We start from the raw sequence: 13,864 nt of genomic DNA on the forward strand, positions 1-13,864 counted from the left end.
TCAAATTATCCCCACCTTCTCGCTTTAAATTTAGTTTTTTAAAATGTAAATAATTCTAAAAATATTATTATGTAACATAATCATAACACAAAAATGATTTAAGTAACATGATTTTTTAGAAAAATTGATTCTCGTATATTTTTTGCATATAATTTTCTTATTACGAAAAAAAGGAAGTGTATTATATGGTTGATATCTTTAGCAGATTCCTTGAGGTAACGAATAATATTTTATGGTCATATATTCTTATTGCAATGCTAATCGGCTTCGGTCTTTACTTCTCTTTTAAATTAAAATTTGTCCAAATTACTCATTTCAGTGAAATGGTCAGCTTAATTAGTAAAGGGTTTAATCGAAAGGAAAAAAAGAAAGATAGCATCTCCCCATTCCAAGCATTTTGCTTAAGTGCAGCAGCACGTATCGGTATCGGAAACTTAGCCGGTGTAGCATTAGCAATTTCAATGGGTGGACCTGGCGCAATATTTTGGATGTGGTTTATCGCAATTATCGGAGCAGCTACTAGTTTCGTAGAATGTACGCTCGCTCAAATTTATAAAGTAAAAGATGGTAGCAGGTTCCGTGGTGGGCCGGCATATTACATGGAAAAAGGATTAAACAAACGTTGGATGGGTGTTTGGTTCTCACTTCTTATTACAGTTGCGTACGGATTAATTTTCAATTCAGTACAAGCGAATACAGTAACAATAGCGTTTGAAAATGCTTTTGGACTAGAGCGAACGATCGTAGGAGCTCTATTAGCCTTATTAGTTGCAGTCATTATTTTTGGTGGTATTAAGAGCATTTCACGTATTACAGAAATGATTGTTCCGCCAATGGCAATCGTTTATATTGGCGTGGCTATTTTTGTCGTTATTAACAACTTCAGTATGTTACCAAGCATTTTTATGGAAATCTTTAACGGTGCATTCGGTTTAGACCAAGCCATCGCTGGTGGTATTGGAGCAGCAATCAAGTTCGGAATTCAGCGCGGTTTATTCGCGACAGAAGCAGGAATGGGTAGTTCTCCTAATGCAGCCGCAACATCTGATGTATCTCACCCTGTAAAACAAGGACTTGTTCAAGCGTTAGGCGTTTTCGTAGATACATTCTTAGTATGTACATCAACAGCATTTATCGTATTATGTTCTGGACTTTACAAAGGATCAAATTTAGAAGGTATCGAATTAACACAAAACGCATTAAGTTCACAAATTGGACCGTGGGCAAGCACTTTCTTAGCGATTATTATTTTCCTATTCGCTTTCAGTTCACTTCTAGGAAACTACTATTACGGTGAAACAAATATTGCATTCATTAAAGAAAGCAAAACATGGTTAATGATTTATCGTGTTGCAGTTGTTGGAATGGTATTCTTCGGATCAATTGCTGCTCTTAAAACAGTTTGGAGTTTAGCTGATTTATTCATGGGACTAATGGTATTCACAAACTTAATTGCCATCTCATTCCTTAGCAAATTTGCTTACGCTGCATTAGTAGACTATTTGAAGCAAAAGAAGCAAGGAAAAGATCCTGTCTTCGTTGCAAACTCTATCCCTGGCTTAAAGAATACAGAGTGCTGGGATGGACAGGATGTAGAAGAAAAACAAAAGGCTGTTTAACAAATAAAAGCGGAGGTGACTTGCTCAGAACAGGAGGGCATTGGAGCTCCTTCCTGTGAGGCGTTCTTTGCCTCACAGGAAGGCGCGAAATGACCGACTGGTCTAGTCACCGGAGCTGGATATCACTAAAAGCACAAGTGGCTCGTTTAGAACAAGAGCTATATATTAAACAAAATCCCTATTACTCCACAGTAATAGGGATTTTTATTTACAACAGTTCATAATTTGTTCAAATTAATTCCAGCAAAAGGGTTGATTTATAGAGATTACTAGATTATAATAATTATAAATTAGTAATTAATATCACATAACAACTCAAAAGGAGATTGATCATAATGAACAAACAAGTAATCGAAGTATTAAACAAACAAGTAGCAGACTGGAGCGTTTTATTCACAAAACTTCACAACTTCCATTGGTACGTAAAAGGACCTCAATTCTTCACATTACACGAGAAATTCGAAGAACTTTACACAGAATCAGCTACTCACATCGATGAAATTGCAGAACGTATTTTAGCAATTGGCGGCAAACCAGTAGCAACAATGAAAGAATACTTAGAACTATCTTCTATTCAAGAAGCAGCATACGGAGAAACTGCAGAAGGGATGGTCGAAGCAATCATGAAAGACTACGAAATGATGCTAGTCGAACTGAAAAAAGGCATGGAAATCGCTCAAGACTCTGATGATGAAATGACATCTGACCTACTACTAGGCATCTACACAGAACTAGAAAAACACGCTTGGATGCTACGTGCGTTCTTGAATCAATAATATGTAAAAGCGGAGGCGGCTTGCTCAGAATCGCAGGGCACTTCAAGCTCTCGACCTTGAAGCGCTTTTTGCTTCGAGCGAGAGAGCGAAATGACCGGAGATTCTAGCCGCTGGAGCTGGATATCATCTAAAAGCGGAGGTAGCTTGCTCAGAATGTGAGGGGGATGGAGCTTTTGACGTAGAGGCGCTCTTTGCCTCGCAGGAAAAAGCGAAGCCACCGAACATTCTAGCTACCGGAGCTGGATATTACTTTAAAGCAGAAGCGGCTCGCTTAGAACAGGAGGGTGTTGGAACTCCTGATTACGAGGCGCTTTTTGCCTCGAATGAAGGAGTGAAACAACCGACTGTTCTAGCCGCTGGAGCTGGATATCATTAAAAGCGGAAGCGGCTCGCTCAGAGTCGCTTTTTTCTGTAATGGTTGCACTTAACGGTACACGAAATTATATCAACGATTTTTCAAATATATCGATCATTACTCGAAATATATCAACGATTTTTTCATTATATCAATCATTACCCGCAATATATCAACGATTCAACAAAGGATATCAATTTGCCGACAAATCACGACAATATCAGCGCCCCTCTCCTCCACTTTCATCACTATATTACAATCTCATCTATGTTAAAATATAGGAAACACCCTTTAGTATCATAGATCCAAAAAGCTTTTCCAAATTCATCATTTACTACTTAAATGACGGGAGTGGTTCAGTTGAAAGACTACTTAATTAGAGCATTTTTTGCGTTAATAACAGTTGGGATTCTCTTACTTATAGCTAATATTTTCAATATACGTGTCGAGGTTAAGGACTATGCTTTCCTCGTTGTCGTAGCAATTGGTGGCGGCTGGGGTGGCTGGTACCTGTATAAAAAACAAAGTAATCAAAATGATAAAGGCATTCCAAAGTAATATGGAATGCCTCTTTTATTGCCTTCTGTAATAAATAATGAAATTCAGGCCACTAATACAACCAATCGCAATAAACATACAAAACGATTGTGGATCTCCAGCCAAATTATACTCATCAACAATAAAGCCAATCATAAAGAGTGTTATCGCCGAAACACCCATACACAATATCGAAATAAACCAAAGCGAAAATTCATTAATTAGCTCTTTCTTCTGCGTTGAAACGATTAGCATAACAAGAATAGACGCTGCTAAAATACTTTTAAAAACAGGACGTAAATACACAAACTCCTCCATCAATTTCTCCTTTTCCAAAAAACATCATATCTCAACATTAACATATTTAACCAATTTAAAAACACATGCCATCTTAAATTAAAACGACATGTGTTTCCGTATTTGCTATGATAGTTGCTTCCACTTCGTTCCCAAAACAGGACGCTCGTAATTTTGTATCTTATGAATGAGTGCATCTGCCGTCTCAGCGGCAACTATTAACTCTTTATTCGATGGATTCATGAATCCTTCTTCAGCTGCACGTTCAACCATTTGCAAAATTGGTCCGTAAAAACCTTTTATGTTTAATAAACCAACCGGCTTATTATGTATACCAATTTGTGACCAACATACAACTTCAAATAGTTCTTCAAACGTTCCGTATCCGCCTGGAAGCGCAATAAAAGCATCCGCAAGCTCTGCCATTTTAGCTTTACGTTCGTGCATCGTCTCTACTTCAATTAATTCTGTTAATCCTGTATGCACAATTTCTCCTCGGAATAGACCGCGCGGCATAACACCTGTTACACGTCCACCTAAACGAAGAACTTCGTTTGCTACTTCTCCCATTAATCCGACACATGAACCACCGTATACGAGCTCATAGTCGTTCTCAACAAACATTTTACCTAACTGAATTGCCTGCTCTTTAAATTCTGGTCTCTCCCCTAAATTTGAACCTGCAAACACACAAATCTTTCTCATTCTTACACCCCGAAACTATATATTGTTATGATACAATGAACATTGTACAACATATTGAGGGGATGAGAAAGAAATGGATATCGTTGCATTTCAAAGATGGGTTGAGGAATTTTACGAAAAACGAAGCTGGTCACAGTATAATGCTTTTATTCGGTTAAATTTCTTAACAGAGGAAGTTGGAGAAGTTTCACGCGTTGTTCGCGCAATCGAAATCGGTCGTGATCGTCCTGATGAAGACGCGAAAACAGAAGAAGAGCTAAAACAAGAACTAAAAGAAGAACTTGGTGATGTACTATCTAACTTTATTATTCTTTCGCAAAAATATGATTTAGACTTACAAGACATTATGGACGCACACGTCACAAAGCTTTCGAAAAGGTTCGAGACATCCAAATGAGAATATTATCAATTATGGTATAATATTCTTGTCACAATACTAAGGGGGATTTTATGTTATCAAAAAAATTGCACGACGCATTAAATGAACAAATGAACTTTGAATTTTACTCTGCCCATGCTTATATGGCAATGGCTGCTTACTGTACAGCGGAGAGCTATGATGGATTCGCTAACTTTTTCCTTGTACAAGCTGAAGAAGAACGTTTCCACGCAATGAAACTTTACAACTATATTAATGACCGCGGAGAGCGTGCTATTATTACTGGATTTGATAATCCGAATAACGAATACGAATCTGTATTAAACGCTTTTGAAATTGCACTTGAACACGAGCGTGAAGTAACGAAGCGTATTTATAACTTATCTGATATTGCTTGGGACGAGCGTGAACATGCAACAATTACATTCTTAAAATGGTTCGTTGACGAACAAGTGGAAGAAGAAGCTTCATTCGATAGCATCATTCAAAAATTAAAACGTATTACAAGCGATTCAAACGCACTGTTTATGCTAGATGCTGAATTAGAGAAACGTACATTTACGCCTCCAGCTGAATAATATTTCAATCACCTTAATACATGTATTAAGGTGATTTTTTTGTTTGCTCTCTATCTTAAAATCACCTTAAATTTCCTCATATTTGACATAGTTCCAGCTATAAAATGGTATTATTTTCAATATAAAAACCAATATACGAGGAGAGGAAAAATGAATCAACGTGTAGAAGCTGTTGATGCAATTCGTGGTTTCGCTTTGTTTGGCATTTTACTAGTCAATATGACATTAATTCAATTTGGGTTCTTCACCAGTGAAAAACCAACTTATCTATTCGGCGATCTTGATAAAGGCGCTAATTGGTTTATTCAATTTTTCGGTACACATAATTTTATCTCCCTATTCTCTTTTTTATTTGGCCTTAGCATTATTTTGCTGCAAAAAAGTATTATTGCAAAAGGAAAAAAATTCTTCCCCACATACATAAGACGTATTATCATTCTTTTACTACTAGGCTACATTCACGGCACTTTTGTTTGGGAGGGCGATATTTTATTTGCATACGGAATAATCGGGATTTTCTTAATGATGTTCATCAATCGAAAACCGAAAACTTTGCTCATTTGGGCGATTATTCTACTCGCACTTATTACACTTATGTCTTATCAAACTGATCCATCTACAAATATAAATGATTTCGCACCCTATACTGAAAAAGAACATAAAGTCCATCAAACTGGAAGCTATATGGATCACGTCAACTTTAGATTGACTGAAAATCCTTTTGATTACATGGGAATTAACGGTGCATTCGGATTATTTTTCATATCAGTTTTCGCAATAATTTTTATGTCTCCACTGTTCCTACTCGGAATGTATGTAGGGAAAAAAGGCTGGCTATTTGAGGTCAGTAAACATATACCTGCTATCAAAAAAATATGGTTTGCCACCGGTCTCTTCTCTTTTACAATTAAAATCTTAGCTATGTTCGTAAAACACCCGCTTTTAATTATGCTACAAGATGGCCTTACACCAGTAACTATGACCTTCTTTTACGGAAGCACAATCATTTTATTATTCCATTACAAAAAAGCAACCCGTCTACTAACATACATGGCGAATATGGGGAAAATGTCCGTTAGTAATTACTTAGCGCAATCTATTATCGCAACAACCATTTTTTACGCATATGGATTTGGCTTATACGGGAAAATTGGCTATTTCTTCGGTATTCTTTTAACCATCGGAATTTATACGATTCAATTATTCGTTAGCACCTATTGGCTCCAAAAATACCGAATGGGGCCAGTGGAATATGCGTGGAGACTGGGAACTTATTTAGAGAAACCACGTTTTAAAAGAGACTTGGATAAAGCAAGTTAAACAAAAAAAGCAATGAGCCCACGCTCATTGCTTTTCTTAATTTATTAAAGCATAACCCCAACGATAATCGCTGATAATATACTTACTAACGTTGCACCGTATACAAGTTTTAAACCGAATGATGATACAACGTTTGCTTGTTTGCCATCGATACTCTTCGTTGCACCTGCGATAATTCCGATAGATGAGAAGTTCGCAAATGATACAAGGAAGATAGATAAAATACCTACTGTACGAGCTGATAAATCACCAGCTACTTTTCCAAGGTCAAGCATTGCAACGAATTCGTTCGTTACTAATTTTGTTGCCATAATTTGTCCTGCTTGTAGCATCTCTGATGTTGGAATACCCATTACGAATGCTAATGGTGAGAAGATGTATCCTAAAATGCTTTGGAATGTGATTCCGAAAATTGAATCGAATACACCGTTAATTGCTGTAATTAATGCTACGAAACCGATTAACATCGCCGCTACTGTTACAGCGATTGAGAAACCAAGCATAATATATTCGCCTAACATTTCAAAGAATGTTTGTTTCTTGTCTTCTTGTAATTCTAAAATATCGTCTTCTTCTTTTACTTCATATGGATTAATGATATGAACGATAATGAATCCACTGAATAAGTTTAATACAAGTGCTGTTACTACATATTTTGGATCAATCATTTTCATATAAGAACCGACGATTGACATCGATACTGTAGACATTGAAGATGCACAAAGTGTGTATAAACGATTTTTCGGTAATTTGCTTAGTTGATCTTTTACTGTAATGAATACTTCCCCTTGACCAACGATTGCAGCTGCTACCGCATTATATGATTCTAGTTTTCCTAAACCGTTAACTTTACTTAATAGGAAACCGACTGCACGAATGATAATCGGTAAAACTTTAATATGTTGCAGAATCCCGATTAATACTGCTAAGAAAATAATCGGTAATAATACTGTTAAGAAGAATGGTGCTTGTCCATCGTTTGCTAGACCACCAAATACGAAATTAACCCCAGCTTCCGCAAATTTTAAAATAGCGCCAAATCCATCTGCGATCCCTTTTACTAATACAAATCCGACCTTTGTATTTAGTAAGAAATACGCAAGTACCAATTGAATGACAAGCATAAGTGCAATTGGTTTATATTTAATTTTCTTACGATCTGAACTGATAAGGAAACCTAGTACAAATACTACAAGTAAACCGACTAGAAACATTACTATTTTCATATGTGAATCCTCCACTTCTCCCATGAGTTATTGGTCGTATAACGTATAACGAATGACGTCTGACCATTGATGTTAAAAAAATTTAAAACCCCTAAATACTATTCAACTGTCATCTAAAATCAGTAAGCGTTTACATAAATTGTAATTTATAAAAGGTAGCCTCTTCTCTCCTACCATATTTGAAAGTCTGAAATTGATACCACCTACAAATCAAATTGTAAGCGTTATCTAGACGAAATGCAATATAAATTTTAAAAGATTTTTATATGTTAATATATTCCTAATTAATTGGTTTTTTCATGCAATTTTACCATAAAAATAGCCCTAGCTATGAGCTAGGACCATCCTTTTTTACCCCGATTGGTGAGGGCTAATAATCAGCGGGGGATAAAGCCACCCACTGATTAAAGTTTCACTTTATAACATAACACCAACGATAATCGCTGATAGAATACTTACTAATGTCGCACCATACACAAGGCGTAGACCAAATGATGATACAACATTTGATTGATTTTCATCGATACCTTTCGTTGCACCTGCGATAATTCCGATAGATGAGAAGTTCGCAAATGATACAAGGAATACAGAAAGAATACCAACTGTACGAGCCGATAAATCACCAGCTACTTTTCCAAGATCAAGCATCGCAACAAACTCATTTGATACTAATTTTGTTGCCATAATTTGTCCCGCTGTTACCATCTCAGCTTGTGGGATACCCATTACGAATGCTAATGGTGAGAAAATATATCCTAAAATAGCTTGGAATGTAATACCGAACACGGAATCAAACAAGCTATTAATTGCTGTAATTAATGCTACGAAACCAAGTAACATAGCTGCTACTGTAATCGCAATCGTGAAACCAAGCATAATGTACTCGCTCAGCATTTCAAAGAATGATTGTTTTTTCTTATTTTCTAATTTCAGTGTATCTTCTTCTTCTGTAATATCGTACGGGTTAATAATATGAATGATAATGAAACCACTAAATAAATTTAATACAAGTGCTGTTACTACATATTTCGGTTCGATCATTTTCATATAAGAACCAACGATTGACATCGACACCGTCGACATAGAAGATGCACATAATGTATATAAACGATGTTTTGGGATTTTACTTAATTGATCTTTTACTGTAATAAATACTTCCGCTTGTCCAACAATGGCAGCTGCTACTGCGTTATATGATTCTAATTTTCCTAGACCATTTACTTTACTTAACAACGTACCAATAGCACGAATAAATACAGGTAAAATTTTAAAGTGTTGCAGAATTCCGATTAAAACGGCAAAGAATACGATTGGTAATAGCGCTGTTAAGAAGAATGAAACCTCTCCTTTATTAACAAGACCACCAAATACGAAAACGATTCCAGCTTCCGCATATCCAAGAAGTGCCCCAAATCCATCTGAAATTCCTTTTACTAAAATATAACCGACTTGCGTATTTAATAAGAAATAAGATAATGCTAGCTGAATAATAAGCATAATTGCGATTGGTTTATACTTAATCTTCTTTCGATCGGCACTTATAAGAAAACCGAGTACAAATACAACAAGTAATCCTACAAGGAACATAACAAACTTCATTAATAAAATCCTCCATTTAACTCTTCATTAACGTTGAACGTCTGACCACTCAAAACAAGAAATAATCCGAACTTTCTATTTCTCCTCCAAAACCTTCAATCGAATAGGAAAAATCATAAAACCTCTTGTTTCAAAGGCATTTATCATTCTAACACAAATCACATCTCATATCCGCACTTTTCTTAAAAAAATTACATTTTATTATAAAACACTCATTAATGTTCGTCTTTTACTCCCAACAAATATATGGATAAAACAAAAAATGAGCATCAAGTTTCACTTGATGCTCACCTCATTATACTGCTTTTTCTTTATCAGCTACTTGCTCTTCCCAGCACTCTGTATTTTCCAGGCCTGGAATTGAATTCGCATAAAAGACTGGATCTTTTCCTTGTTTCTTTTGCTTTACGTAATCTGATAATGCTGCAAAGGCATACTTAGAAAGAAATACGATTGCCACTAAGTTAATAACAGCCATAATACCCATGAATAAATCTGCTACATCCCAAACGATTTGAATTGTCGCTACAGACCCTAGCATAACCATACCAAGTACAGCAATGCGGTATGCATTTAATAACACTTTACTTCCATTTAAGAACTCAATATTCGTTTCACCATAGTAGTAGTTACCTACTAATGAACTAAATGCAAACAAGAAGATCGCAACTGCTACAAATATAGAAGCCCATGGACCGATATGTTGACTTAACGCCTGCTGCGTTAATTGAATTCCATTTAAATCAGCTGCATTATGCACATCTGATAAAAGAATAATAAATGCTGTACAACTACAAATTAATAATGTATCAGTAAATACCCCTAAAGTTTGAATGAAACCTTGTTTAACTGGGTGCGTTACGTTTGCAGTCGCTGCTGCGTTCGGCGCACTACCCATACCTGCTTCATTTGAGAATAACCCACGTTTTACCCCTAATAAAATCGCAGCTCCTAATCCTCCGCCTACTACTTCTTTAATTCCGAAAGCATGTAAGAAAATTTCTTTAAATACATATGGAATTGCCGTAATGTTTGTTACAACAACGAATAATGCCACTGCTACATAAATAATTGCCATTACTGGAACAATCATTTCAACCGCGCGAGCAATTCGTTTTACTCCGCCAAAAATAATAACTGCAAGTAAACCAGCCATTACAAGACCTACTAATCTACTATCTGTTTTGAATGCTCCATCAAAAGCAGCTGCTACAGTATTAGATTGCACAGCGTTAAAAATCAATCCGAAACTTACTGTTATTAATACAGAGAAAATAGCTCCAAGCCAGCGTTTATTTAAACCCTTTTCCATATAATACGCTGGACCACCACGGAACGTATTCCCATCTTTCACTTTATAAATTTGCGCTAATGTGCTCTCTACAAATGCAGAAGCACCCCCAATTACCGCGATTAACCACATCCAAAATACTGCTCCTGGACCACCTGCTGAGATTGCAATAGCTACACCAGCTAAGTTACCAGTACCTACACGAGAAGCTGTACTCATACAAAATGCTTGAAATGATGATACGCCGCTCTTCTCTTTTTGCGCTTTTCTCGTTTTCGAGCTTGCTCCATCCCCAAGCAAACGAATCATTTCACCGAAGTAACGAACTTGGACAAATTTCACACGAAATGAAAAATAGAGCCCTAACCCAATTAACATCGCAATAATGACATATGACCAAAGGATATTATTTACATCCCCAATTACCTTAGCTAAAAAATCCATATTTGCATTGCCCCCTCTTCCTAACAATAAGAAAATTATATTCTAAAAACTTTAAGTAATCAAGAACTTTATGTAAGGTTTTATGACATGAGTATGTCAAATATCTTAACGTATATGTTTTTTTACATAAAAATATAGCCATCACATGCATTTATCCAATACTCAATCACTTATCCTCTTCGACCAGTCATACTTTTAAAATAGTACGTTCCCCACAAATAACGAGAGGAACAAACAAAAAAAGTTATATTAATAATTACCTCTCACCCTTTTCATCATTTACTACAACAAAAAAGGCGAGCATCGAATTCATCTCGATGCTCACCTTTTCATTATACTGCTTTTTCTTTATCCATTACTGCTGACTTATCCCAACACTCTGTATTTGTTAAGCCAGGAATAGAATCTGCACTGAAGACTGGATCTTTTCCTTGTTTCTTTTGTCTTACATAGTCTGCCAATGCAGCATACGCAAATCGTCCAAGAAGTGTAATCGCAATTAAGTTTGTGATTACCATTAGTCCCATAAATAGATCCGCCATATTCCATACAACTTGAAGCGTCGCAACAGAACCGAATAATACCATTCCTACTACCGCAATACGGTAAATCGTTAACCACGTTTTACTTTGTTTAATGAATTCAATATTCGTTTCACCATAATAGTAGTTTCCTAAAAGAGAACTAAATGCAAATAAGAAAATAATAATCGCTAAGAAGCTACTTGCCCATGGACCGATTTGTGAACTTAATGCATTTTGCGTTAACTCAATACCTTCTAAATTTGTTACTTTATATGCACCAGAACATAGTACGATAAATGCTGTTGATGTACATACTAAGAATGTATCTACTAATACGCCAATTGTTTGAATAAAACCTTGTTTTGCTGGATGCGTTACATCAGCCGTCGCTGCCGCGTTTGGCGCACTACCCATACCTGCTTCGTTCGCAAATAATCCGCGCTGAATACCGTATTTCATCGCAGCGCCGATACCGCCACCTACAGCTGAATCTAAACCGAATGCACCTTTAAAGATTTCCGTAAACACATCTGGTATTAAATAGAAGTTTTTAATAACAACAAAAATAGCTACCGCAATATAAATAAGCGCCATTGGCGGAACAATCATTTCCGACATACGTGCAATACTTTTTACACCACCAAAAATAATAACCGCAACTAATGCAGCTAATACAATACCAACAATATAACGCTCTAAACCAAATGCATTTTCAAATGCTAATGTTACTGTATTCGCTTGTACTGAGTTAAAAATTAAACCGTAACTAATTGTAATAAGGATAGAGAACCAAATTCCCATCCAACGTTTATTTAAACCTTTTTCCATATAATAAGCAGGACCACCACGGAAGCCACTGCCATCTTTTATTTTATAAATTTGGGCCAGCGTACTTTCTACAAAACTTGAAGAAGCCCCGATAATCGCAATAACCCACATCCAAAATACCGCGCCAGGTCCTCCCATAGATATAGCTAACGCTACACCAGCTAAGTTACCGATACCAATACGAGCTGCTGAACTCATACAAAACGCTTGGAAAGAAGATACACTACCTTTTTTACGCGTCTTTCCAGTTAATCCATCACTCATTAGTCGAACCATTTCCCCTAAATGAGTAATTTGTACGAATTTCAATTTAATAGAAAAATAAAGACCTAAACCAATTAACATCGCAATAAGAATATATGACCAAAGAATTGTATTCGTTGATGAAACAAATTGCTCTAAAATATTCATACAATTAACCCCTCCTTTTCTCCATAAAACGAATTATATTTAAAAAACATTCAAAAATCAACATTTTTCGACAATTTGCAATTTCCAAATATTAGCCAGGCTCGCAGTAACAATATCTTTATGACTGCCCTCCCTCTAACTGTGCATACTAAAACAAAAAATAAATTCACAAACAACCCCATTGACAAAAACACCAACCTGTAACTATAATGATTACAACAGGTTGTAACAAACCTAATTACAATACATTCATTCACTTTCAGATATACACTTTAACAAAACACTTTGGAGGGATTTATTATGAAAATCGGAATTATCGGAGCAACTGGTAAAGCAGGAAGTCGTATTTTAAAAGAAGCATTAGATCGCGGACATGAAGTAACTGCAATCGTAAGAAACGCTGCAAAAATTACAGAAGAAAACGTAAAAGTGTTAGAAAAAGACGTATTTTCTCTTACATCTAACGACCTACAAGCATTCGATGTAGTTGTAAATGCATTCGGTGCTCCAGCAGGACAAGAACACCTTCACGTAGATGCAGGAAACGTACTAATTGAAGCGATGAAAGGTGCACCTAACACAAAATTACTTGTAGTTGGCGGCGCTGGAAGCTTATTTGTAGACGAAGAGAAAACAACACGTGTATTTGAGACACCAGGTTTCCCAGGCGAATACCTTGCAACAGCTCAAAACCAAGGCAAAAACTTAGAAATCTTACAACAAACAAATGATATCACTTGGACATTCATCAGCCCTTCTGCACTATTCGCATTAGGAAAACGCACTGGTTCTTACAAAGCTGGTAAAGACAACCTTCTTGTTAACGCAAAAGGTGATAGCTACGTAAGTTACGAAGATTTCGCAGTAGCAGCACTTGATGAAATCGAAAATCCAAAACATGTAAACGAACGCTTCACAGTAGTTTCTGAAGCTGAATAATAAAAAAGCTCGTAAAACATTATGTTTTACGAGCTT

At 36.2% G+C, this 13,864-nt stretch carries 13 protein-coding genes; 7 read left to right on the top strand and 6 right to left on the bottom strand.

The genetic code is table 11. The features are described 5' to 3' along the window. The first annotated feature begins 185 nt into the window (after positions 1-185). The 3 genes from BAQ53_RS23925 to BAQ53_RS23935 all read left to right on the top strand — a co-directional run bounded on the left by BAQ53_RS23925 (position 186) and on the right by BAQ53_RS23935 (position 3,308). On the top strand, positions 186-1,619 hold the full coding sequence (locus BAQ53_RS23925; RefSeq protein ID WP_000227591.1) for an alanine/glycine:cation symporter family protein: 1,434 nt from the start codon (positions 186-188) through the stop codon (positions 1,617-1,619). Positions 1,620-1,954: 335 nt separating this feature from the next. Continuing rightward, a complete protein-coding gene (locus BAQ53_RS23930; protein ID WP_001041895.1) occupies positions 1,955-2,395 on the top strand; it encodes a Dps family protein in 441 nt (146 codons plus the stop codon). Positions 2,396-3,110: 715 nt separating this feature from the next. Beyond that, entirely contained in the window at positions 3,111-3,308 is a 198-nt protein-coding gene (locus BAQ53_RS23935; protein ID WP_000656312.1) for a hypothetical protein, read from the top strand. 15 nt (positions 3,309-3,323) lie between these two features. Here the strand turns inward: BAQ53_RS23935 and BAQ53_RS23940 are convergent, their stop codons facing one another. Together BAQ53_RS23940 and BAQ53_RS23945 are read right to left on the bottom strand one after the other, a co-directional pair. Continuing rightward, positions 3,324-3,605 (bottom strand): hypothetical protein, encoded by a 282-nt coding sequence (locus BAQ53_RS23940; protein ID WP_208906306.1) that lies wholly within the window; start codon positions 3,603-3,605, stop codon positions 3,324-3,326. Between the two features lie 105 nt (positions 3,606-3,710). Beyond that, positions 3,711-4,289 carry an LOG family protein gene (locus tag BAQ53_RS23945; protein WP_001225750.1) on the bottom strand — a complete coding sequence of 193 codons (579 nt, stop codon included), beginning with the start codon at positions 4,287-4,289 and terminating at the stop codon, positions 3,711-3,713. Positions 4,290-4,362: 73 nt separating this feature from the next. On the opposite strand from BAQ53_RS23945, the gene BAQ53_RS23950 reads away from it, so the two are divergent. The 3 genes from BAQ53_RS23950 (at position 4,363) to BAQ53_RS23960 (ending at position 6,566) form a co-directional block, all read left to right on the top strand. Continuing rightward, positions 4,363-4,686 (top strand): MazG nucleotide pyrophosphohydrolase domain-containing protein, encoded by a 324-nt coding sequence (locus BAQ53_RS23950; protein ID WP_000355742.1) that lies wholly within the window; start codon positions 4,363-4,365, stop codon positions 4,684-4,686. 53 nt (positions 4,687-4,739) lie between these two features. After that, entirely contained in the window at positions 4,740-5,246 is a 507-nt protein-coding gene (locus BAQ53_RS23955) for a ferritin (protein ID WP_000949398.1), read from the top strand. A gap of 150 nt (positions 5,247-5,396) precedes the next feature. After that, positions 5,397-6,566: a DUF418 domain-containing protein gene (locus BAQ53_RS23960; RefSeq protein ID WP_202822335.1), complete on the top strand. Its 1,170-nt coding sequence runs from the start codon at positions 5,397-5,399 to the stop codon at positions 6,564-6,566. A gap of 44 nt (positions 6,567-6,610) precedes the next feature. Here BAQ53_RS23960 and BAQ53_RS23965 read toward each other — a convergent pair whose 3' ends face one another. The 4 genes from BAQ53_RS23965 to BAQ53_RS23980 all read right to left on the bottom strand — a co-directional run bounded on the left by BAQ53_RS23965 (position 6,611) and on the right by BAQ53_RS23980 (position 12,889). Further along, positions 6,611-7,792, bottom strand: coding sequence for a NupC/NupG family nucleoside CNT transporter (locus tag BAQ53_RS23965; RefSeq protein ID WP_000706848.1), 1,182 nt, complete (start codon positions 7,790-7,792; stop codon positions 6,611-6,613). A gap of 417 nt (positions 7,793-8,209) precedes the next feature. Continuing rightward, a complete protein-coding gene (locus tag BAQ53_RS23970; RefSeq protein WP_000673843.1) occupies positions 8,210-9,391 on the bottom strand; it encodes a NupC/NupG family nucleoside CNT transporter in 1,182 nt (393 codons plus the stop codon). Positions 9,392-9,686: 295 nt separating this feature from the next. Then, positions 9,687-11,126, bottom strand: coding sequence for an alanine/glycine:cation symporter family protein (locus BAQ53_RS23975; protein ID WP_000346393.1), 1,440 nt, complete (start codon positions 11,124-11,126; stop codon positions 9,687-9,689). A 332-nt stretch (positions 11,127-11,458) separates the two neighbouring features. Then, entirely contained in the window at positions 11,459-12,889 is a 1,431-nt protein-coding gene (locus BAQ53_RS23980; RefSeq protein ID WP_208906307.1) for an alanine/glycine:cation symporter family protein, read from the bottom strand. Between the two features lie 300 nt (positions 12,890-13,189). Between BAQ53_RS23980 and BAQ53_RS23985 the strand changes: the two genes are divergently transcribed. Further along, a complete protein-coding gene (locus tag BAQ53_RS23985) occupies positions 13,190-13,828 on the top strand; it encodes an NAD(P)-dependent oxidoreductase (protein ID WP_000689904.1) in 639 nt (212 codons plus the stop codon). Positions 13,829-13,864: the final 36 nt, after the last annotated feature.

Source organism: Bacillus sp. B25(2016b) (genome assembly GCF_001679765.1).
GTDB lineage: Bacteria > Bacillota > Bacilli > Bacillales > Bacillaceae_G > Bacillus_A > Bacillus_A thuringiensis_K.

Bases quoted from the DNA above. Each gene is read 5' to 3' on its own strand.
- BAQ53_RS23925 (WP_000227591.1), top strand. From the start codon at position 186: ATGGTTGATATCTTTAGCAGATTCCTTGAGGTAACGAATAATATTTTA.
- BAQ53_RS23930 (WP_001041895.1), top strand. From the start codon at position 1,955: ATGAACAAACAAGTAATCGAAGTATTAAACAAACAAGTAGCAGACTGG.
- BAQ53_RS23940 (WP_208906306.1), bottom strand. From the start codon at position 3,605: ATGGAGGAGTTTGTGTATTTACGTCCTGTTTTTAAAAGTATTTTAGCA.
- BAQ53_RS23945 (WP_001225750.1), bottom strand. From the start codon at position 4,289: ATGAGAAAGATTTGTGTGTTTGCAGGTTCAAATTTAGGGGAGAGACCA.
- BAQ53_RS23950 (WP_000355742.1), top strand. From the start codon at position 4,363: ATGGATATCGTTGCATTTCAAAGATGGGTTGAGGAATTTTACGAAAAA.
- BAQ53_RS23955 (WP_000949398.1), top strand. From the start codon at position 4,740: ATGTTATCAAAAAAATTGCACGACGCATTAAATGAACAAATGAACTTT.
- BAQ53_RS23960 (WP_202822335.1), top strand. From the start codon at position 5,397: ATGAATCAACGTGTAGAAGCTGTTGATGCAATTCGTGGTTTCGCTTTG.
- BAQ53_RS23965 (WP_000706848.1), bottom strand. From the start codon at position 7,792: ATGAAAATAGTAATGTTTCTAGTCGGTTTACTTGTAGTATTTGTACTA.
- BAQ53_RS23970 (WP_000673843.1), bottom strand. From the start codon at position 9,391: ATGAAGTTTGTTATGTTCCTTGTAGGATTACTTGTTGTATTTGTACTC.
- BAQ53_RS23975 (WP_000346393.1), bottom strand. From the start codon at position 11,126: ATGGATTTTTTAGCTAAGGTAATTGGGGATGTAAATAATATCCTTTGG.
- BAQ53_RS23980 (WP_208906307.1), bottom strand. From the start codon at position 12,889: ATGAATATTTTAGAGCAATTTGTTTCATCAACGAATACAATTCTTTGG.
- BAQ53_RS23985 (WP_000689904.1), top strand. From the start codon at position 13,190: ATGAAAATCGGAATTATCGGAGCAACTGGTAAAGCAGGAAGTCGTATT.